This is a genomic window from Bacillus sp. WMMC1349, assembly GCF_013155385.1.
In the GTDB taxonomy this organism is placed as follows: domain Bacteria; phylum Bacillota; class Bacilli; order Bacillales; family Bacillaceae; genus Bacillus.
In genome coordinates, this window is the sequence record NZ_JABJUQ010000007.1 from 992,283 (window position 1) to 1,014,177 (window position 21,895).

Consider the following 21,895-nt stretch of genomic DNA (forward strand, 5'->3'; position numbering starts at 1 on the left):
TCCATGACGAAGATTAAACTGAAACATGGTATTGTGATGAAAAAAATAAATACTGTCAAGAAAGCAGTAGAAGATTTAGAGTTGGCAAAAAAAGGATCTCACGGCAAAAACAAATTGTCCTACACAACAACATATAAAAGCCAAGAAGACTCCTTTATCAATATGCTGGACGGCTACAAACAAATTGTTCAACAAAATATCAAGGATGTAAAAGGTAATGTTGATCTACTAAAAGAACAAGACGAGGCAATTGCCAGAAAATAAACGGGGGAAAGGGAAATTCGATGGCAAAAAATAAAAAGAAGAAAGATCATGGCAAAGATAATGAGTTAGACAGTTCAGCTAAAGTTTTTGAAGCCAGTACTTTAATTGAAAGAGCCGATCAACGAAAAAAAGATTATAAAAACCTGAAAGAGAAACTTCAGACATTAAAAACAGCCTGTCTTGGAGTAGCCGATTTAGGCGATGATTTCACAGGAAAAGGCGCAGATAACATTAAAGAGTTTTTTAGAGGACAGGCTGAGGTTGTCGACAGTTGGATCAAACTTGCCGATATGCAGATTTCTTTTTTTAATGGGGTTTCTGGTGATATCAAAGACAAAAAACTGACCGATTCGTACATTGAAATGTCTTTTTTAAAGACTGAATTGAAAAATGCAGATAAAAAATCCGATCAAATAGTTGACTCCCTTAAGAGTAACATGGATCGGATCATAGACCGAGTGAATGATATCGTTGATCTGGATAAGTGGACTGACCACAATTATACAGTAGAGATGTCAAAAGCACAAACAACTCGGGAAAATGCAATTGATGCAGTAGACGATCTCGATAAATCTTTAACAGGCGAATACATAAGAGCTACGGCTGAAGCCAAGAGTGTCTCCGATAAATACAAAGCATTGATGCAGGCTACAAGTAATGGAAAAACCGCCTCTCCTATGTATTTTGATAAGAAAGCTTTTCACTCGAATAAGTCATATAAAGAAGCAATCAAAACCGACAAACAGGCGACTACATATATTAAAGCGAAAAAAGAGCAAGCAAAAGCAAGAGAACTGCAAGCAAAACAAGAAGAAGAAATGGAACGCCTGAAGAAACTGCAAGAAGAAGAAGAGAATAAGCCATGGTATCAAAAAACGTGGGAAACCGCCAAAAACTTCACAGGCGAGATAAGTGGAGCTTATGATATAGAAAGAGCAGCTACAGGCGTTGACCCAGTCACAGGTGAAAAACTGACACCCGCTGAACGTGTAGCAGCCGGAGCAATGGCCACAGCTGGATTCATTCCAGTTGTCGGTTGGGCTGGTCGTGCCGCAAAAGGCGGAAAGGCTATCTATAAAACAGCAAAAACCTTTAGTGCCGCTGAACATGCACTATCAGCCTATAAAACGACAAAAGGCATGCAAGTCCTAAAAATGACGGAAATGGGCGCCTACGGCCTTGCTGCTTCAAACGGCTTTAGTGAAGCCCTTACGGGTAAAGATATGTTTGGTCAGAAAGTGTCAAAGGAAAAACAAGCACAAGGCTTTATTGACGCAACATTAAATATGGTCGGGGCAAAAGCCGCAGCTGGAACAAGAGCTGTAAGTGGGACAACCAGAGCCGCAACCAGGACAAAAAACGTAGTCAAACCAAGTCAAAGAATGACCCATCTGATTAAAGCAGCAACTAAAAAATACCCGCTTGCGAAATCACCGATAGATGTTATTATGAAACAAACAAAGAAAATGCTTAAACATGTAGGACGTATCAAAGTTCCTGTAAAGCCAAGATTGCATGTACATCAGCCGGTTGCCGCAACAGGGCATCACATCGGTATACCGAGCATCCATATGCATGTTGAGAAAAAGACTTTAGGTGAAATCGGCCATGGCATTATGAAGTTTGCTCGTGGTACGGGTACTAAGACTGTTGAGAAGGATGTTGGTAAAGGGACTAAGGGTACGGGTAAAGTATATCCAACTAGACAAATAGATTCAGTAACAGAAGCGCATATAATTGATAGAGTGAAGGAACTAAGAGGAAATTTATCGAGTAAATATAAGAAATCTGGTAATTTTGCTGTTGCCGAAGTGGATGTCAGTGGGATAAGCAAATCGGAATTTTATGCTCAAAGTAGCATAAATGAACTTAAGGGAAGTCTTGTGCATAAGGTGCCTGATATTTCTTTACAACCTGAAAATCCAATGTTTAAGGCTACAGAAGCAGTTGGTAAAAATGGATTTAATTATTTAAGGAATACAGATACGGAGTATAAAATACTAAATGATATAGCTTCTAGGCTTGGGGATAATACACAAGCTAGTGGTAGAATTAAGTTATTTACAGAATTGGATACTTGCGACAGTTGTAATAAAGTTATAGCAGAGTTTGCAGCTAAATATAAAAATATTGAATTAGAAGTCGTACACAACAATGGTAATAGAATTATTCCTTAAACTAAATTCTTTGGAGGAAAGTAATTATGAAAGATTGGGAGTATAATGAATTATTTGAAGCAATTCAGGAGACATATGAAGAGTTGTTAGATGAAGATAGGGGATATAAGTATGCTATAGCAAAACTATCAGATGAGTTTGATAACTTAGGTAAGATAGAAGATGTTATTGTGGATACTGCTATTGGTGAGATTGCAATTGGACATGATAAAGTTTTTATTGGGCTTATTGAAGGTATAACAAGGAGATTAAGCAAGTTTAAAGATATAGATGCTTCAAATGAACTGACAAAAGAGGAAATAGCAGATTTAACTAATAGGATAGAAAAAGTATTAGTGGGTCTTAGTAAAGTTGAGATAGATTATAACCCATCTGCCGAGTAAGTTATATTAGCTTCTCAACATTAGATAACTATAAGGAGCACTTGATTGTCTTTTTAGGCAACAAGTGCTTTTTTTGTAAGGAGTCATTGTTTTGGATAACAAAAATAACTGTATGAAATTCACAACTCATGAAGGTAGTACCATCACGGCATTCTGTTTTAGTACAGTGTTTATGAAAATAATAAGATAAGAGGCGAGATGACATTTTACATGTCAATAGGACTTTATGGTACTGCAAAACCAACAAACTAAAGACAATGAGAAAGCTCGTAATGTTAAAAGTGGTAACGATACGGATACAAAAAGATAGTGAAACTTTTAAAAGATAAAAATTTCCAGAAAGCAATAGATAAAGGGTTGAAATATTTGGGTGAAAAACCCATCTTTAAAAAGTTATTAAGGAGTGGAACAGTAGGAACATGGAATATATGAATATAAATATGAAAAAGTTGAAAGATAGGTTATGTAATGATTTAAACGCAATTAAAAATATTGATGTTTCACAGATAGAAAATATTAAAACACCAAATATTGTTGAAGTTCGTGAATGCTTTATTCTTGATATAAAAAACAATTTAAATACTAAAAATATTAATTGGGAAAGAGTAATGAAATTTCATCGAGATAAAACAGGTTATGAGGCATCTTGTAATGAACTCAGAGTCAATGATTATATTCAGAATACAGATGAAACAACTGTCCTTCTATACGCATTTGAAATGATGGATGGTTGGGAAAAACAACTTAAAGATAGATTTCCGCAGCATAAATTTATCTTAATACTAAGCTATGACCAAGGATATGCTACTTTACGATTTCATAAAAAAAGAGAGGATGAAAGTAATTGGTTGAGTGCAGACTTGGAAAAATATAAGCAGCAAGCAATTTTAGTAAAGGAACTATAATCTGAAGCTTCTTTTTAGAAAATTGTGCTTTAATCTTATGACTAAAAGGATTTGCATTCTCTATGTAAGCTAAACTGTGTAAGTGAAAGAGCGTACAGCTCTACTTCACAGTTTAGTTTTTTTATTATTAAACTATGAATATATGAATGATCCATAAGCAAGAATTACTGAATAACTGTCTATTTTTATTTTCATCCTACAGAAAGAGCAGCTACAGGGGTTGACCCAGTCACAGGTGAAAAACTGACACCCGCTGAACGTGTAGCAGCCGCAGCAATGGCCACAGCTGGATTCATTCCGGTTGTCGGGTGGGCTGGTCGTGCCGCTAAAGGTGGAAGAGCCATTTATAAAACAGCAAAAACCTTTAGTGCCGCTGAACATGCACTATCAGCCTATAAAACAACCAAGGGTATGCAAGTCCTAAAAATGACGGAAATGGGCGCATACGGCCTTGTCGCTTCAAACGGTTTTAGTGAAACCTTCACAGGTAAAGATATGTTTGGTCAGAAAGTGTCAAAGGAAAAACAAGCACAAGGCTTTATTGACGCAACATTAAGTATGGTCGGGGCAAAAGCCGCAGCTGGAACAAATCACAGTGCCCATCTGGCTACAGTAGCAACTAAGAGATACCCTGTGGATTGTATTGGTAAAAAAGTGTTCATTTTTATTTGGCAGAAACTGTTGAATTTAGTTTAGCAGTTACAAATGGCTAGATACCGCAATGATCGATCTGTTTTTGGTATATTTAAAGTAGGAAAACAAGTACAAGGCTTTATTAATGCTATATTAAGTATGGGCATGGCAAGAGCGCAGTCAGGACAAAAAACGTAGCCAAGCCAAATCGAGCATGGTCCATCTAATTAAAGCAACGAGTTATACTTGATAAATATTTAAAACAACTTCATATTATGAGATAATACCAGGGGGTTTTTATGAGACAGGAAGTGAAGTTACCAGAAACTAGAATTCAGCCTTTAAGAATACCTAAAGGATGGACTATTGTTCATAATAGTTTTCGGGAAATAGACCCAAAGTTTTTAGTATCCGATGATGAAAGGTGGCTTCTCTTTACTCAAGATCTGCTACAATTACATTTTTCGAAAAAAGCATTAATTCTTGACATGGGTTGGTATCCTGATGCATCGGAAAAAGGTAGTTATCAATTGGTGATCATACAAAATGAAGATTGGGAACACCCTTTAATAGAATTTGATTCAAGTGATTACTATGAAGTAGTTGAAAACATAGAAAAGTATTTGAATCAAATAACAAATCATCAACTATAGTTGTTTTTGACCTCAAACAATTTAAAGATATGTTTAGGGGAGCTGTCTAAAAAGTCCTTTATCAACATGAATCAGAGGGAATGGCGAGACTCCCGCGGAAAGTGAGCAAATTTCCCGATTTTTATTCATGCACCACTATTTTCAGAGCACCCTTGAGTGTCTGCAACTATGGCGGGAATGTGAAGGGTGGTCAGGAGGGTTCTCATGAGACTGCTGATGTTATTCATTCATTTAGGTGGAAACAAATTATGGGGAGATGGTTTAGATGTGTATTATAAAATGGAGAACATGGGATGAACCAGTGACTAAGGAAGAAGTAGAGAATGTTGGAGAAAAATTAGGAGTGAAATTTCCTTTAGATTATATAGAAGTAGCTATGAATTATAATGGGGGGCATGTAAGCCATAAGTTATTTCAAGTTGAAGGAAAAGAAAAGGTATTCGGAACATTACTAACATATGACAATGAAGGTGATGAGTATATACTAGACATTTTCAATGATTATAAGGATACACTTCCAAAAAAGATCGTTCCTTTTGCTTTCGATCCTTCTGGAAACTTAATATGTTTTGATTATAAAGATCATGAAGACCAGCCAATTATAGTTTTCTGGGAACATGAAAATGCTTGGGAAAAAGAAGTCTTGATACGAGAAGAAGGTTTAACAGAAGAGCAGGCTGAAGATCGTGCAAGAGAAAATATATGTTCCGTCGCAGCAACATTTACGGAGTTTCTTGCTCTGTTACATAACTAAGAATAGCTCATAATTATGTTTACTTTGATGAAGAAAGGTTGTAATACTTGAATATTGTGAGAAGTACGATAAGATCATGGGACAGGTGAAATGATTTGGCACGACAATAAATAAACAAAATCGTCCAAACTGGTTTTAGATCGTCAATTATCGAAAAGAGAAAGTCATTCCAATCACCGGCTAGTCATGTTACCGGTACTGGTAGAACAATTTATGTTCTGTCCAACTTCATTTCCACAGTTCTAGATTTGAGAGGTGTCAAGGGCAAATGTCAAGGAGAGGGGAAACCTTTACCCTTGATAAGCTAGTAAAGGTGCTAAACACACTTCAAATGACAAAACAAAAGAAACACTACATTTGATCAAAATCCACATTTTTCGTGGATAATTTCGAGAATGGAAATATAATATTCTTCCAGTTTCTCATCTTTTGCAGATCTTAGTGAAAGCTAAGATCGCAATAATTAATGACAAGACAGCATATCCAATTGTCCACCAAAAATGTTCACTGAATGCAGTATAATGACCTGTTAAAATATCTCTTGATAATTCAATTGCGTGAATAAAAGGTAAGGCATAAGAGATCTTTTCAAATGTTTGACCTAGAAGCGTTAAATCTATCCAAGCACCGCTTAGGGATGAAACTAGGAAAATATAAATTGTGCCAATGCCCTGTATCTGTTTATCCGTAAATAAAGCCCCTAAAAACAAACCGAAAAAAATGGACATAATGGCTATCGGTAATAATACTATGATACTCATAAAAAGATCTATCCATTCAGTAGATAAACCTACAGCCATCGCTACCAAATAACAAAAGACTGCTTGTAAAACAGCTAACGGTACCATTGGTATCGCATAGCCAAGTACATAATCGGCTACTTTTAATGGGGAGGCTAACAAACGGACAAGAAGTGTAGTCTGCTTATCTTTCGCAATTAATAATGCAGAAAACATTGTTAAGAAAGCAAATCCAAAGACAATGATACCTGGAGTAAAGTGATTTACTTTAAATATATCTAACGGAGCATTTTTTTCAATCGTGGTGAAAACAATTAAAAAAATGATTGGTAAGGCGATTCCAAGTATAATTGACAGAGGGTCACGAAGTATTTCCTTTCGATTGCGCACTGCAAAATTAAGCATAAACATCTTCCTCCCCATCACAAATAGCTAAAAAAGCTTCTTCAAATGATGTTGTATTCATTTGCTGTTTTAATCCTTCGGATGTACCAAGTGCTTTTAATGAGCCTCTTTGTAAAATACAAATACGATCTGCGAGAGCTTCAGCTTCTTCCAAATAATGTGTTGTTAACATAATTGTCGTTCGCCCTCTTAACTTTTCAAGTGTTGCCCATAATTCACGACGAGAACGAACATCTAGTCCTAATGTTGGCTCATCTAAGAAGAAAATTTGGGGATTTGTAATGAGTCCCATCGCAATATTTAACCTGCGTTGCATACCACCAGATAATGTCTTAGCCTTTGCATTTTCCTTCTCCGTTAAATGGAATAATTCTAGCATTTCAGATGCTTTGATTTTTGTTTCTCTTTTTGAGTTCCCATAAATACCTGCCATAAACTCCAGATTTTCACGTACTGTTAAGTTCGTTGCCACAGCGGTTTCCTGTGTAGAAATATTGATCTTAGGTTTAATTTTTTCCATATGGGTTAAAAATACTATCTCCCAGAACAATGGCATCTCCACTAGTAGGCGCAATGATCCCGCAAAGCATACGAATCAGTGTTGTTTTCCCAGCACCGTTTTCACCTAATAAAGCAAAAAATTCTCCTTTCTTAACGGAAAACTCAAGATGATTGACAACCACTGCATCTTTATACTTTTTTGTTATCTGGTTCAGTTGAATAACATGCATTTACTCATCTTCACCTTCTTCATTGATATTTTTAGCATTCAAAATATCGTTAGCGAATTGGAAAAAGATCTCTTCTTTCACTAGTGCAATACCTTGTTGTTCATCACCTAACATAAGTAACGAATCCCCTGGTCGAATATTAAAAGCATCTCTCGCCTCTTTCGGAATTACAATTTGCCCTTTCGTTCCTACTTTAACAGTTCCGAAAATATGCTTTCCTTTGGGTGGTTTCATGTTCAATTCCTCCTAAGTATGATTTGTAATACTTTTCATACTAATCATACTTGTTGCTTACAAATTTCAAGTGAGGACTTATAACAAAATAAGTGTCATGCCTCATTTAAAATTTCGTTCCCCAAGGTAGTAAACAACTATTTAAGTTTTCATGAACAATGTGATTTTATTATTTATTATCAGGGAGTTAGGGCAAAATGCTTCCGCGCTCTGCATCATGGAAGAGATAACTCTCATGATTTGGATGTTATATAGTGTGGGATGATATTAAATCGAATGAAAGTGCAAAATGATTAGCAGGAACTTATAACCCCAATATGGGTAATAATGAGAACCATATGTGTACCTAAAAGGGAGAGTTAAGATGTTTGAACAACCGATAGGAACCGCAGAAGCGCGTACGAGTCAATATGAGAGTTAGAAATGAAATGCTGCTCGTCATACAGGATTCTTGAGTCTTGGTATCAAGATGGCTTCCCTCCGTACATGACAGGCAAATACAAGCTTCAATTCCATCGCAAATTCATCATGCTATCGTTTTTTCCGTTTTATGGCTATCAATAAACTTAAAATATGGCATGGTCATTCCTAATAAAGAAACAATACAAATAATAGAGCCTATGAATAAGTACAATGGACGTATTCCCCATATATCGCTTAAAAAACCACCAGCAAGAATGCCTAAAGGCATAGCACCTCTAATGATTAATAACCTGACAGAGAATACTTTTCCCATTAGATGATGAGGGATCGTTTTTTGAAAAATCGCAGTATTATGTACACTGAAAATAGCTATAACGACTCCACCTAATACTTCTGTCGCAATACCTAACACAATACTTGTATTAAAAAATAGTGCAATAAAAGTAAGACCACCAATGAACAAAGCACCCAGCATGAATAGTCTGCGACTCTTATATACTATTTTCCCAACCAGTAAAGCACCGAAGATATATCCAATCGGAAAGCCAGCCATAAAATATCCGTACTCAGCATAACTTCCACTTAACTCCTCTGTTATATAAGGAAGTGTTGTAACCATAGTTACACCTACACCGAACTGTACAACTCCCAAAAACACCCCTAACCAAACAATAATTGGCTCTGTAAAGAAGAAGGATAACCCTTCAACAAATTCTTCTAACCATGTTTTTCTAATTTGTTCAATTTTTCTAGATTCATGGATCAATAATAATGTAAAACCACTCGTTGTAAGTAGGATACTGACTAGAATAATGGTTAGTGTTACACCAATATATTCAATAATAATGCCTCCTAAGATGGGGGCTATCAATGTCATCAATCTAACAGTTCCATCTATGCAGGCATTTGCTTTTTCTAAATGATCTTCTGAAACAATGGTGGGAGTTATTGCTTGATTTGCTGGAACATATAGCGGAGTAATGAGTCCAACTACTATTTGAACTAAGTATATATGCCAAGGGGTAAGTGTCTCTGTGAATGATGAAAAGAGTGGAATTAGAAAAATAATGCCTCGTGTCCATTGCGAGAAAATCATGATCCATTTACGACTCCAGCGATCAATGAAAGGGCCAATGAACAGTTGAAGAATTAAAGAGGGGATAAAGTATAATATCCACATACTTCCTAATGCTAATGTAGAACCTGTTAATTGATAGATTAAAATGGAATTACAAAAGGTTCCAAATGCTCCACCTAATTCAGAAATGCCATTTCCAATCCATACGGACACAAAAGACCTGTTTTTTAATATTGATGTCTTCATTTATTTCCACCACCTTCATTTATTTAGATAGAATTCTAATTCTTTAAACATGAGTTCAAACACATCTGTTTTTAAACAGTATTTTGAATCAATTATTTCTACTAATTTTGCTGCTCTTAACATTTTGAGATGATGATGAATAGTAGATTTTCCAATATTAAGTTGTTCGGTGATATCCTGTAATGTGCGATTTTTTTCTGATAACAATTTAACAATTTTAAGACGTGCCTCATCACCTAATGCCTTATGTTTCAGTACTAAAAAATGATTTGGGGTGTACTGATCATTCGGGGTTATACTTTCATTTGAAACTGGATAATAAAAAACCTTCATTCCTTCAATATCTGCCTCAATATTCCATGGTCGATAAATATATTGAGGTATCAACAAAACAGTATGAACACTTGGTTCTGGCATATATGTCACTCCACCGGTAGCCCACTGTACTAATCCTTCAGGTGTTAATTTTTTTTTCATTAATTTTTTTGATTCATAATCATTTTTTAGAATAACTTTTGTTTCCTCGAGACTTTTTTCCATGACCTCTTCGTACCACTTGCTCATAACTTTGATAAGATGTTCCTTTAAAAGAGTGACCTCATACTTACTTATGAATTCGATGTATGTGGGGAAGAATGGGTTGTGATGTGTTACTTTTCTTAATATTTCAATTGAGCTTTCTTCACCTTGTGCAGCATTTTCCCTGTATATTTGATATTCGTTTCCTACAAAAGGGAGGCATATGAACCTCATTTCTGAGTCGTTAAGGTCTTTAATATATGTAATAAAATCGGACAAATGATTAAATTCTTTTTGATGGAGTAATTGGAGCAAAGATTTCCATGTATTGTTCTTTTCTACAAAGTGTAGTTGTTCCAATAATTCTTTTGAGATTGATTGCTTTATTTGCAGCCAATAATCTTCTGGCCTATCTAAGGATTGGATTAGTTTAGTATTTGTTATTGCGGCAATTCCTAAGGCACATTCCCATAGTGTTGAATAGGTTAGTTGAACATTGTATGTTTCCCTTTTTCTACTCGTAAATTTCAAGATATCCACTTTATCACCCCATAAATATGATTAGTTACAGATTAACATATATTCTAAATATATAGAACAAGAAATTTCATATTTATAGAACTTGAATATAAACTTTGGTTCCTCTTCATGTTTCCTTTCTTTTCATATCCGAATTGCATAAGAATTCATTCGGAAAATGGTGCTCGGATTTTGGAAAAGGAGAATAAAAAAGAAGGTGTGATCAACACACCTTCGTATAAGCCATTTATGAAATTATCAATGTTGTTGCCCGCCCATTACCCGCTGAGCTTGGGAAACAAGACGCTTGGTGATTTCACCACCGACAGAACCGTTTGCACGGGAAGTCGTATCAGCACCAAGGTTTACACCAAATTCAGATGCGATTTCTGTTTTCATTTGATCAATAGCTTGGGCGGCACCAGGGACAAGCAATTTGTTAGAATAACTTTGGTCAGCCATTTTTATTCAAACTCCTTTCAAAAAAATAGTGTGGTTGGGCTAGCTGGACTTGCACCAGCTGTCGGTTTTCTAATGAGGAAAAACCGTTGCCTTTCTATGGCTTAGCCCAATATACTTTTTAATATGAACCGATGAATGAAAATCATACAATGATAAAATGAGTAGATGTTGGAAGATGAAATTTGAATCAGTTGGGAAAAGCTAAGAAAAAAATCAGGAGGATTGTCAATGTGCCCTGTATGCAATGGCATTCTTGTCGAGACAAAAGCTTGCCCAAAGTGTGGCGGTGAGATGACGAATATCGGAAAAGTGACCGATTTTTTTGGTCCTTACAGTCCTTATATGGAGTTCGATTCTTTTTTACAGATGAAAAAAACAAGCTGTCTCCATGTGTACTCTTGTGTTGACTGTTCTTTTCAAGACACTGTTGAAATAAACAAGATCGAAGCATAACAGCTTCGATCTTGTTTATTTATTCAAACGCGTTTAACGGATGCGAATCTCTGTTGATGGATCAAAGAAATGCGCTTTATTCATATCAAATGCAAGAGGGAGAATAGAGCCTGGATGGACATCTGTTCGTGAGTCTACTCTTGCGATAAATGGTTGTCCACCTGCCTGAGAATAAAGCATGGTTTCAGAGCCCATCAATTCAGCTACTTCAATGTTTGCATCAATTTTTGCTTGTTTTGCAGCTTCAATGAAGACAAGTTCATCATGAATGTCTTCAGGTCGAATGCCCATGGTGACATCTTTTCCTACATAGCCTTTGTCACGTAACACTTTCATCTTACCTTCTGGGACCAATATGGATATATCCCCGAATGTAAAGGTATTGTTTTCTTTTAAAGTACCTGTGAAAAAGTTCATCGCTGGAGATCCGATAAAACCGCCAACAAAAACGTTTTCTGGGTTTTCATACACTTCTTTTGGGGCACCCACTTGCTGAATGATTCCGTCCTTCATAACGACAAGTCTTGTTGCCATTGTCATCGCTTCTGTTTGGTCATGTGTAACATAAATCGTTGTTGTTTTTAGACGATGATGAAGTTTGGTAATTTCCGCGCGCATTTGTACACGAAGCTTGGCATCGAGGTTTGATAAAGGTTCATCCATCAAAAATACTTTGGCATCACGAACGATCGCACGACCTAAAGCGACCCGCTGACGTTGTCCGCCTGAAAGGGCTTTCGGTTTTCTGTTTAAAAATTCTTCAAGCCCTAAAATTTTTGCAGCTTCCTCGACACGGCGTTTAATTTCGTCTTTCGGAAATTTTCTCAGTTTTAATCCAAAAGCCATATTGTCAAAAACACTCATATGCGGATAAAGTGCATAGTTTTGGAATACCATTGCAATGTTCCGATCTTTTGGAGCAACATCATTCATTCGTTGACCATCGATCGTGAATTCACCTTTCGTAATTTCTTCTAGTCCCGCTATCATCCTGAGTGTTGTCGATTTTCCGCAGCCAGATGGTCCGACAAAGACAATAAATTCTTTATCCTGAATATGCAAATTAAAATTGTCCACCGCTGTTACTTTGTTATCGTAAACTTTGTAAATTGAATCAAGAACCAGTTCTGCCATTTTTAATCTCCCTCTTTCTGAAAGCGCTTTATTTATACATTTAGTTTATAAAAATGGGCAGGGAGTGTAAATGGACATGGTGCACAATTTATTTTGGCATGTTGCTATATAAGTTCAAAATAAAATAGACAGCGGCCGCTTCTTCAAATTGTCTAATATCAATCGCTGTGTGCTCAATAAATTTGTCAATTCTATATTGCAGACTATTTCGGTGAATAAATAAATGTTTTGCTGAAAGAGATGCATTTAAGTTGCACTTTAAGTATGTGCGAATTGTTAAAAGCATCTCAGAATCAGACAATTCGTTTTTAATGGCATCAGATAATATACCCGCTGTTGTTTCTTTAGGGTTTTTCAATAAGAATGAAGGGAGACATTGATAAAAGGAGAGGACTTTCTCTCGGTCTCCGTTCGCCAAGACGTATTGAAACAGCCGTTTTTCAAAAGCGATTCTTTCTTGAAGTGATGCATTCACATGATGAAGCTGGCCGCTAAAAAATACTGGGTTTGCCAAAAAATCGCTTGTCAGTGCGTCAGACAGCTCAGCCAGTCGTTTTTTTGATAAAAATGGCGCTGGATTTTCATGGATGATCACCGCTTCATTACGATCATACCAAACCACGAGGGGACGTTTAAAAAAGCCGCTGATCGCTTCTTTTATGGCTTGTCTTTCCTCAGGGGCATGCTCCATTCTAAAAAAATGTCCTTGGATCGTTCGAATGTTGTCTTGATTCACCAAAGGAGCATTTGCAAAAAAATACTGGTACCAATTTTTTTCGGCGGGTGAGAACCAGAACAGATTTTGCTCAGAAAAAGGTTTAAATAAAGTAGAAAGAAGCTGTTTTTCCTGATCGGTGATCGCGTCTTTTAAAATGCCGAATGTTTCACCTTCATCTGATTGAAACCAGTATGCTTGATGTCTAGACCCATAGGTTATCATTTGTTCACCATATAAAGCTTTTAATCTTTCCAACATTCGCAAAACTTCCTTTTCATTTACTCGTAAATATGGAAAAGCATTAATTCGTGAATTTCACTTTTCAGTGATGGCTCGTCATCATGGGGGGGATATGTGCTCCCCCATTCAATCTCTCCAGACTGATGATAAATTCCTTCATAATGTGTTCCTTTATGATAAAACGAGATTTTCCAGCCAGGCAGTTTTTCCTTTTTAAATAATGGTTTCCATTGAAAATGACAAATCATCAAGCGTCACTCCTTATCAAAGTGGTAACGGATTTGTAATCATTTTATCTTATTTACAAGAAAGATTATAGATGAATTTCTGACTGCCACATTTTTTCCGGATATTGGATCGCTTGTTCTGTTAAATATGAAGCGTATTCGAAATTTCTTCGATTCGTTAAGCGGCTCACAGATGTTAAGCTTGGATGGGTGAAAATACCTCTTCCGGGACGGGAATTTGCTTCAAACATCCAGACATGACCTGCTAGGTCAATGCCGAGATCAATGCCGATTTCACCAATTAATCCAGTGATTTTTTGATCAAGGACACGGCTAATCAAGAGTGCCGTTTTTGTGAGTTTTTGCAGAATGAGAAGCCTTTCTTGCGGATGACAATTGATTTGTGAAAGTGTTTTAACAATCCCGCCGCTAGACATATGTGTGGTGCAACCACCTGTTTTTGCAATTTTGACGGCGATCGCTGTTACCGTCCAATTTCCGTTCCTATTCTTGTTTGTATGCACTCTAAAATCAGCTGGTTGACCATCCACTCTCATCCGTTCAATTCCTTGCTGGGCGAGATAATCCATTTGTTTGTACTGATCCAGAAATGCAGTAGCTGATGAAAAAATGTGTTGACCTTCTTTTGATTTGGCAACGATTTTGTTTGTCGTTTGTTTGGAAAGTTGAACAATGCCCTGACCTAAGCTGCCGTCGACGGGTTTCAAGTATATCATTTGATACTGATCGATCATGGTTTCGATTGTCTTTGCACTAGGCTCAAGTACTGAGTATGGAAGCAGGCACGCGGTTGAGTCATTTTGTTGTAAAGCTTGATACAGCTCCCATTTGTTGAAAAAACGGGGGTTAAACCAAGGGATTTGATATTCGTTGATAAGCCGTATTTTTGTTTTTTGTAAAAAGTCGGCATTCTCAGCTTGTCGGTTTGGTAAACGATCATAAACGACATTCGGAAGAGGGACAGTGATTTGTTCCCAGCTATTTTTCCTGAAAATGAGACCTTTTACAGAACCATCTTCCCATTGAATATGGTGAGCCCCGAAGAGGTAGCAAAAGCCGCCTAGCGGAAGATCCATCATCAATAATTTTGCGAAGAATAACGAGCGTCCTTTAACTGGCTCTACCTCTGATTTTGTAAAACCGGCAGTGAAAATTCCGATTAGCGGCCCAATATAGATGGTTTTGTCGTGAAACACTAATGCTGCCTTGCCGCGATATGGAATCCGTAAGGCTCGATACAAATTTTCAGAAAGCAATATCGTATGCTGCAAATCACTGTCAAAAGAGATATGGCATCTCTCTACATTCGTCCCAAATGCTACATATAAAAACCCATCCTGTTTTAATATTGACGGGAGTACCATTTTGTTTTTGCTGTTTTGATGAATACCGACTGCAAATCGTTCGTCAATCATTTTTTTTCGGCGGCTTTCTTGTTTACTTCTTCTAAAAATAAGCAATATGCTAAAGGCCCATTATATAAAAAGTCTCTCATCGTTTCAGAGGATTGACTTAAAAATGTTTTTTTTCCAGGTTTTGAATTGACATCGATAAGCCAGACTTTTCCGTCTTTTGTCAGGCAAATATCAAGACCTATTTCAAACAAACGGCCATGCTCCGCTTCAAGTGCAGAAGGGACGGCTTGATGAATCGTATTTAGGTCATCCAGCAAGATCGTCTGGCGTTTTTTTGGAATTGACAAAAGCCAATTTTCAAAACTCATTGCTTCGGTTGTTCCTGTTGTATTGGTGAGCAATGCGTGTTGATAACTCCGTCTAACTGTTTTTCCAGCCAACTTCCATTCGCCTGAGCTATTTTTCTGCAATAACAGCCTAATATCACATGGATAACCTTCTTGATCTTGAATATCAAGATAAGACTGTAAAAGATAGCGATGTTGAAGAATTTTCTTGCACCATGTTTCAAAAGAAGCCTGTTTAGAGAATGATTTGAGTTGTTTATGTTTTCCGACTTGATAAGAGGCTTTCACTGTTTTTCCGGTCATCTCCAAATAAATGATGCCTCGGCCACCAGAATAGGCAGGTTTAAGAACGCAGGATTTTTCTTTCGCGAGACGTCGCAAAATGTCTTGACCACTTTTGGCAATGGTTGTGAGAGGCAAATATGCCTGAACAATTGAATTTGTTTTTAACGTTTTGAAAACCGTCCATTTATCAGGGAGCCCATACCCAAGGAAAGATGTTTTTGGATATTTTTTGAGCCATTCTACAATAGGCTTTGCTTTTCTAGACCGCTGATCTTTACCGTAGAAACAGCGGTCATAGATCCAGTCTGGAATTTCGCATTTAATTTCATTCCATTGAGCTGATTTTGGATGATAACTTTGTGCTTTGATCTGTGTAGAACCAGGAGTAATATCTAAAGGTGTAAAGCGGATGAACCGAATTCCATCATTAGAAGCCCTAATTGCCAGTTCTTCGGCATAGTCTTTTTCATGCTGGCGGGCTAGGGACATAAATCCAAACGTCATCATGTGAATTCCCCCTCGTTTTGTAAAATCTATGCTGTTAAACACCACAATCCCCTTAAACAATTTTATTTTTCAGGCGCCCGTATCATTCCCTTATTTGCTCGTCGATCTCTTAGCTACTATAATAACGATAGTGGAAAAGAGCGCATCTTTAGATGTTAGGTGAAATGGAAGGTAGTTGAAAAAAAGAAATGTATGTTTTTGGTATTTTTTTAATGATGATTGTAATAGGTGGATTAATCGGGGCAATAACGAATCATTTTGCTATCAAAATGCTGTTTCGGCCATATCAACCGCTATATCTATTTGGAAAGCAAGTTCCGTTTACTCCGGGATTAATTCCGAAAAGACGTGATGAACTGGCGAGACAGATGGGGCAGATGGTCGTCAACCATTTGCTGACAGCGGAGGGGATAAAAAAAAGACTGGCTTCAGATACTGTCAAACAACAAGCATTAAAATTAGGAGAAAGGTTGTTGGCTTTTTTTAGCAAATCTGAGCTAACAACAGAAGAAGCATTGGAGAAAATCGGAGTTAAAGACGCTGCAAATAAAGCAGATCAATTTGTACATATGTGGACGGATGAGAAATTAGCTTCATTTTTAGTAAAATATGAAAATGAGCCATTGAAAGAGCTTATTCCAGAAGAGGTACAAGAAAAATTGCGAGTAAAAATTCCGATGGTCTCAGATTATATTTTACAGCGTGCCATCAGCTATTTTGAAAGTGAGGCGGGGAAAAATCGCCTTGGCAACATGATTGACGATTTTCTCAAGGAACGCGGGATGCTCGGCAGTATGGTACAGATGTTTTTAGGAAATAGCAGTTTAGTTGACCGGGTTCAACCGGAGATTTTGAAATTTCTGAAAAACCGAGAGACCGCCAAACTGTTAACAGATTTGCTTGAAAAAGAATGGGACAAGCTGAAACAGTATTCTTTTAAAGAAGCTGATGAAAAGTGGAATCTGAAAATATTGATCATGAACTTAAAAGAAAGGTTGATCAAGCCATTTTTACTCAGTCCTTTTTTTGAAAGAACAATTGGCTCCTATATAACGGTTGTCGAAAAGACTTTAACAAACCGTTTACCAGACCTGATTGACCGTCTGCTTGAAGAAGTTGCCCGTCATCTGGATCATGTCCTAAAACGACTTCAGCTAGATGATATCGTCAAAGAGCAAGTAGACAATTTTCCCGTCGAACGCCTCGAAGAAATGGTATTATCAATTTCAAAACGGGAGTTTAAAATGATTACATATTTGGGCGGACTCCTTGGCGGGATTATTGGTGCTTTCCAAGCACTTATTGTGGTTTTAATCTGATCATCAGGCAACAATTTTGAACAAATCATAGTGATGACTGTTAAAAATGATCCATAGTCTGTTATAGTGAAGTGGTGTCATACTTAGGAAAGGAGTGTATAAATATGACAGTTAATTTATACGATACGGCTTATGAATTGGAAAAAGCATTGCGCCAAAGTGAGGAATACTCTCACTTAAAGAGTTTATATGATGATGTAAATGCTGATGAAGCTGCAAAAAGGATGTTTGACAATTTTCGTGATATTCAATTAAATCTTCAGCAAAAACAAATGAGTGGTGAAGATATCACCCCAGAAGAAGTCGAACAAGCCCAAAAATCTGTTGCATTAGTTCAGCAACACGACAAAATTTCCAAGCTGATGGAATCAGAACAACGGATGAGTATGCTGATTGCTGAATTAAATAAAATCATCATGAAGCCACTTGAAGAACTTTACGGAAATCCTGAAAGCTAAGCTAAAGTAAAAAGATAAGCTGACAGCGCTGTTTTGGTGGTGTCAGCTTATTTTTTACTAAAGGTATATGATCTGGAATTTTTAGATTTCATTGATTGAGTCATGTTCCTAATTGACAAGGTATTTATGCTCGAGCACCTTATTTCAGGCTGTGCATTTAGGGGATGACGAATTGTATGGCAGCGTAGATGTAGATGTTAATCAAAGTTAAAACATACTTCAAATCAGCAAACAGCCCAGAAGATAGTGCCCATCAGTTTATTCTTAAATGCAAAATACGCTATATCAAAATGTTAAAAGCGATTTGTCATCAAGAGAGGATTCGGGTTGCCCAACATTCATCATAACGATGCTTCATTCTAGCAGATGGCTAGTATCAGTCGGTTGTTCCCGATAAAACTCTCTTTCATGGCTTTTGATTGTCCGATATGAAGGTTATTGACGAGAACATTTTCTCGGATGAGCTGTTCGTTTTGTTGAATGGCTTTCCTAGTTTCTTCGTCACCATCAAGAGTAAGGTCCACCCGAAGATAAACAGGAAGATCGAGTCGTTTACGTTCATCTTGAATCACGCGAATGACTTCTCGAGCTAGTCCTTCGAGACGTAGTTCTTCTGTTATGGCCGTATTTAAGATTACATGAAATTGTTGGTTTACTTCCATTGTTAGACCGGAATCGACGACTCGCTCGACTGTTAAAAGATCCATCGTAACTTCAAGTTCGTGATGATCTACAGGAACGATCACTTTTTGATCTTGAACAACTTTTGCTGCGTCATCTGTGGATAATTTTTCTAAATAACTTTTAACAAGCCCTGTATTTTTGCCGAGAACAGGACCAGCCGCTCGGAAGTTTAGTTTCAGATCGTAGCGGATTAGATGTTCTGACGACTCCTGAATGGTGATATTCTTGACATTGATTTCGTCTTTCATAATACTGCTATACTTCTGAAGTGTTTCTGCTTTTTTTGAATTGGACGGAATGATCACTAATTCAGAAAGCGGCTGCTTTGTTTTGATTGCTTCTCTGTTCCGAAGGCTACGGGCCAGCTCTACTACTTGCAGAACATCATTCATCTCTTGTTCTAATTGTCGATCTACTTGATGATCATTTATTTTTGGAAAATGGGTCAAATGTACACTCTCTTCAGTCAAATTAGAATGAATATCTTCTGCGAGAAAAGGGGTAAATGGAGCTAAAAGCCTGCTTGTTTGCACAAGTACTTGATGAAGTGTATGATAAGCGGCTTTCTTGGTGTCTGTCATCCCTTCTTTCCAAAAACGACGACGGGAACGACGAATGTACCAGTTGCTGATTTCATCAACGAATGTTTCAATTGTTTTGGCTGCTTTTGTAAAGTCATAATCATCCAATGCTTCAATGACAACAGCTGTCACACTATTTAAACGAGATAGTATCCAGCGGTCAAGAAGTGTCTTCTCCCCTGTTGCAGTTTCTTCAAAACTGTATTTGTCTATGTTTGCATAAAGCGTATAAAAACCGTGTGTATGAGTAAGCGTATCAATTATTTTTGATTTTGCTTCTTTTACGACTTGTTCAGAAAAACGTTTGTTATTCCATGGTGCACTATCTGCCAGCAATGCCCAACGAAGCGCATCCGCACCAAATTTTTTGACAAGATCGATTGAATTCAGGGCATTTCCTTTGCTTTTTGACATCTTACGTCCTTCATCATCCAAAATGTGACCTGTTGAGAGAACGCATTTGTAGGGAGCTTTGCCAGTAAACATAGTCGAAACAGCCAACAAACTGTAAAACCAGCCCCGTGTTTGATCAATTCCTTCACAGATGATATTAGCCGGGAATTGTTTTTCAAACTGTTCTTTATTTTCAAACGGATAATGATGTTGTGCAAACGGCATAGAACCACTGTCAAACCAAACGTCAACCACTTCTGGAACGCGGTTCATAGAATCTCCGCACTGATCACATTTTAATTGAATCTGGTCGACAAATGGTTTATGAAGTTCTACATCTCCAATCTCGCCAATCGCTTTTTCTTTAAGAATAGCTAGGCTGGATGGTGCATATTGATATTCACATGACTCACAAATCCAGACGGGAAGCGGTGTCCCCCAGTAACGGTTCCGTCCAATATTCCAGTCAACCATATGTTCGAGAAAATGACCAAACCGTCCATCTTTAATATGGGTTGGATACCACTCAACTTGCTGATTGTTTTTTAGAAATTGATCTTTGAGCTCTGTCGTCTTAATAAACCAACTTTCGATCGCATAATAGAGTAAAGGAGAATCACATCGCCAGCAGTGTGGATAACTGTGTTCATATTTTTCTTTATGAAAAAGCAGTCTTTCTTTCGCTAAATATTTCACGATATCAATGTCACACTCTTTCACTAACTGTCCTTTGAGAAGGGGGATATCCTCAGTGTAGCGTCCTCGACTATCAACAACGTTGAAAAATGAAAGTTGGTGTTTTTTGACTAAATGATAGTCATCTTCACCATAAGCAGGTGCAATGTGGACGATACCTGTTCCGCTTTCTTCGTTTACAAAATCCGCTTCAACAACAAAGTGACCGCGTTCTGGCTTCACAAAAGGAAATGGCGCCATATAACCGATATTCTTGAAATCACTTCCTTTATGGATGGAAATCACTTCGTAATCTTCGCCAAGGTTCTTGTTTGCTAAACTTTCAGCAATGATGTAAATGTCACCTCCTTTTTTCGCTTTTATATAAGTTATCTGAGGATGAACAGCTAATGCTACATTTGCAGGTAAGGTCCATGGAGTTGTTGTCCAACCTAAGAAAAATTCGTTTTCTTTTCCTGCCACTTTAAATTTTGCGGTTACTGAAAGATCTTTTACATTTTGATAGCCTTGTGCTACTTCATGTGAACTCAAAGTCGTTTGGCAGCTAGGACAGTAAGGCGTAACCTTGTGTCCTTTATACAATAAGTTACGATTATGAAGATGACTTAAGATGTACCAAACACTTTCAATGTAATGATTTTCAAGGGTTACATAAGGATCATCCATATCAAGCCAGTAACCAATCGCTTCTGTAAATTCACGCCACTGCTTTTCATAGTGAAAGACACTTTTTTTACATTCTTCAATAAATTTCTCAACACCATACTCTTCGATTTGCTGTTTACCTGATATGCCTAATTGTTTCTCAACTTCCAGTTCTACTGGTAATCCATGGGTATCCCAGCCAGCTTTCCGTAAAACTTGATAGCCTTTCATCGTTTGATAACGGGCTATGAAGTCTTTAATAACACGACCAAGCACATGGCCAGCGTGTGGAAGCCCGTTCGCTGTTGGAGGTCCTTCATAAAAGACAAACGTTTCTGCACCATCTCGATTTTCGATTGAACGATGAAACACATTCTTAGCCTTCCAGTATGCCTTGATACGATTTTCACGATCAAATGCTACTTCTTTCGGATTAACAGTGTACATTTTATCGCCCCCTTTAAAACCTTCAATTAAAATGAAAAAAACCGCCCCTGTCTATAAACAGGGACGGATTGAAACCGCGGTACCACCCAAATTCCGTGTTGATTGTTTTACACGGCACTTCGTTCACAACGAGTAACGGTTGTTAACCGGTTTTCCCTACCTCATGTTCAGGAAAACTTCTCAGAGATGATTTTCAACTTTCATATGTCATCGCATTTCAGCTAACAGCGACTCTCTGTGGACAAGGATAAAAGCCTAC

The 21,895-nt window shown here is 37.3% G+C and carries 21 protein-coding genes, 2 pseudogenes and 1 other annotated feature (1 of these 24 running past the window's edge); of the genes and pseudogenes, 11 read left to right on the top strand and 12 right to left on the bottom strand.

Annotated features, from left to right (window positions below):
• The first annotated feature begins 3 nt into the window (after positions 1-3).
• The 8 genes and pseudogenes from HOO54_RS07380 to HOO54_RS07410 all read left to right on the top strand — a co-directional run bounded on the left by HOO54_RS07380 (position 4) and on the right by HOO54_RS07410 (position 5,769).
• On the top strand, positions 4-264 hold the full coding sequence (locus HOO54_RS07380) for a DUF5344 family protein (protein ID WP_172293852.1): 261 nt from the start codon (positions 4-6) through the stop codon (positions 262-264).
• 20 nt (positions 265-284) lie between these two features.
• Entirely contained in the window at positions 285-2,441 is a 2,157-nt protein-coding gene (locus tag HOO54_RS24695) for a deaminase domain-containing protein (RefSeq protein ID WP_172293854.1), read from the top strand.
• Positions 2,442-2,467: 26 nt separating this feature from the next.
• The gene (locus HOO54_RS07390) at positions 2,468-2,824 is read left to right on the top strand and encodes an Imm3 family immunity protein (protein WP_172293856.1); all 357 of its coding nucleotides are present in this window, start codon (positions 2,468-2,470) and stop codon (positions 2,822-2,824) included.
• Positions 2,825-3,243: 419 nt separating this feature from the next.
• Positions 3,244-3,729 (top strand): hypothetical protein, encoded by a 486-nt coding sequence (locus HOO54_RS07395; RefSeq protein WP_172293858.1) that lies wholly within the window; start codon positions 3,244-3,246, stop codon positions 3,727-3,729.
• 201 nt (positions 3,730-3,930) lie between these two features.
• A pseudogene (locus HOO54_RS07400) lies at positions 3,931-4,311 on the top strand (pre-toxin TG domain-containing protein); the annotation flags it as partial.
• 123 nt (positions 4,312-4,434) lie between these two features.
• The gene (locus HOO54_RS24700; protein WP_301539275.1) at positions 4,435-4,560 is read left to right on the top strand and encodes a hypothetical protein; all 126 of its coding nucleotides are present in this window, start codon (positions 4,435-4,437) and stop codon (positions 4,558-4,560) included.
• 101 nt (positions 4,561-4,661) lie between these two features.
• Complete coding sequence (locus HOO54_RS07405; protein WP_172293860.1) at positions 4,662-5,015, top strand: hypothetical protein; 354 nt, start codon at positions 4,662-4,664, stop codon at positions 5,013-5,015.
• Positions 5,016-5,280: 265 nt separating this feature from the next.
• Positions 5,281-5,769 carry an SMI1/KNR4 family protein gene (locus HOO54_RS07410; RefSeq protein ID WP_172293862.1) on the top strand — a complete coding sequence of 163 codons (489 nt, stop codon included), beginning with the start codon at positions 5,281-5,283 and terminating at the stop codon, positions 5,767-5,769.
• Between the two features lie 422 nt (positions 5,770-6,191).
• On the opposite strand, the gene HOO54_RS07415 is transcribed toward HOO54_RS07410, so the two are convergent.
• The 6 genes and pseudogenes from HOO54_RS07415 to HOO54_RS07440 all read right to left on the bottom strand — a co-directional run bounded on the left by HOO54_RS07415 (position 6,192) and on the right by HOO54_RS07440 (position 11,126).
• Positions 6,192-6,914: an ABC transporter permease gene (locus tag HOO54_RS07415; RefSeq protein WP_172293864.1), complete on the bottom strand. Its 723-nt coding sequence runs from the start codon at positions 6,912-6,914 to the stop codon at positions 6,192-6,194.
• A pseudogene (locus HOO54_RS07420) lies at positions 6,907-7,645 on the bottom strand (ABC transporter ATP-binding protein). Before HOO54_RS07420 ends, HOO54_RS07415 begins: the two are co-directional and overlap by 8 nt.
• On the bottom strand, positions 7,646-7,879 hold the full coding sequence (locus HOO54_RS07425) for an AbrB/MazE/SpoVT family DNA-binding domain-containing protein (RefSeq protein ID WP_172293866.1): 234 nt from the start codon (positions 7,877-7,879) through the stop codon (positions 7,646-7,648). It abuts the pseudogene before it with no gap.
• 526 nt (positions 7,880-8,405) lie between these two features.
• The gene (locus HOO54_RS07430) at positions 8,406-9,626 is read right to left on the bottom strand and encodes an MFS transporter (RefSeq protein ID WP_172293868.1); all 1,221 of its coding nucleotides are present in this window, start codon (positions 9,624-9,626) and stop codon (positions 8,406-8,408) included.
• 15 nt (positions 9,627-9,641) lie between these two features.
• Entirely contained in the window at positions 9,642-10,685 is a 1,044-nt protein-coding gene (locus tag HOO54_RS07435; protein ID WP_172293870.1) for an ArsR/SmtB family transcription factor, read from the bottom strand.
• A gap of 237 nt (positions 10,686-10,922) precedes the next feature.
• Positions 10,923-11,126, bottom strand: coding sequence for an alpha/beta-type small acid-soluble spore protein (locus tag HOO54_RS07440; RefSeq protein WP_172293872.1), 204 nt, complete (start codon positions 11,124-11,126; stop codon positions 10,923-10,925).
• 228 nt (positions 11,127-11,354) lie between these two features.
• Between HOO54_RS07440 and HOO54_RS07445 the strand changes: the two genes are divergently transcribed.
• Positions 11,355-11,579, top strand: coding sequence for a hypothetical protein (locus HOO54_RS07445; protein ID WP_172293874.1), 225 nt, complete (start codon positions 11,355-11,357; stop codon positions 11,577-11,579).
• Between the two features lie 33 nt (positions 11,580-11,612).
• On the opposite strand, the gene HOO54_RS07450 is transcribed toward HOO54_RS07445, so the two are convergent.
• From HOO54_RS07450 to HOO54_RS07470, 5 genes are all read right to left on the bottom strand, one after another.
• Positions 11,613-12,713: an ABC transporter ATP-binding protein gene (locus HOO54_RS07450; RefSeq protein WP_172293876.1), complete on the bottom strand. Its 1,101-nt coding sequence runs from the start codon at positions 12,711-12,713 to the stop codon at positions 11,613-11,615.
• Positions 12,714-12,801: 88 nt separating this feature from the next.
• Entirely contained in the window at positions 12,802-13,689 is an 888-nt protein-coding gene (locus tag HOO54_RS07455; protein WP_172293878.1) for a PucR family transcriptional regulator, read from the bottom strand.
• A 20-nt stretch (positions 13,690-13,709) separates the two neighbouring features.
• Positions 13,710-13,919 (bottom strand): YheE family protein, encoded by a 210-nt coding sequence (locus tag HOO54_RS07460; protein WP_172293880.1) that lies wholly within the window; start codon positions 13,917-13,919, stop codon positions 13,710-13,712.
• A 65-nt stretch (positions 13,920-13,984) separates the two neighbouring features.
• Positions 13,985-15,334 carry a YheC/YheD family endospore coat-associated protein gene (locus HOO54_RS07465; protein WP_172293882.1) on the bottom strand — a complete coding sequence of 450 codons (1,350 nt, stop codon included), beginning with the start codon at positions 15,332-15,334 and terminating at the stop codon, positions 13,985-13,987.
• Positions 15,331-16,413, bottom strand: coding sequence for a YheC/YheD family endospore coat-associated protein (locus HOO54_RS07470; protein WP_172293884.1), 1,083 nt, complete (start codon positions 16,411-16,413; stop codon positions 15,331-15,333). Before HOO54_RS07470 ends, HOO54_RS07465 begins: the two co-directional genes overlap by 4 nt.
• A gap of 188 nt (positions 16,414-16,601) precedes the next feature.
• Between HOO54_RS07470 and HOO54_RS07475 the strand changes: the two genes are divergently transcribed.
• Together HOO54_RS07475 and HOO54_RS07480 are read left to right on the top strand one after the other, a co-directional pair.
• The gene (locus HOO54_RS07475) at positions 16,602-17,732 is read left to right on the top strand and encodes a DUF445 domain-containing protein (protein WP_172293886.1); all 1,131 of its coding nucleotides are present in this window, start codon (positions 16,602-16,604) and stop codon (positions 17,730-17,732) included.
• Positions 17,733-17,836: 104 nt separating this feature from the next.
• Complete coding sequence (locus HOO54_RS07480; RefSeq protein ID WP_172293888.1) at positions 17,837-18,190, top strand: YlbF/YmcA family competence regulator; 354 nt, start codon at positions 17,837-17,839, stop codon at positions 18,188-18,190.
• Between the two features lie 359 nt (positions 18,191-18,549).
• On the opposite strand, the gene ileS is transcribed toward HOO54_RS07480, so the two are convergent.
• Positions 18,550-21,636, bottom strand: coding sequence for an isoleucine--tRNA ligase (ileS, locus tag HOO54_RS07485; protein WP_172293890.1), 3,087 nt, complete (start codon positions 21,634-21,636; stop codon positions 18,550-18,552).
• A gap of 56 nt (positions 21,637-21,692) precedes the next feature.
• Positions 21,693-21,895: a binding site (T-box leader), on the bottom strand; it runs 22 nt beyond the window's last position.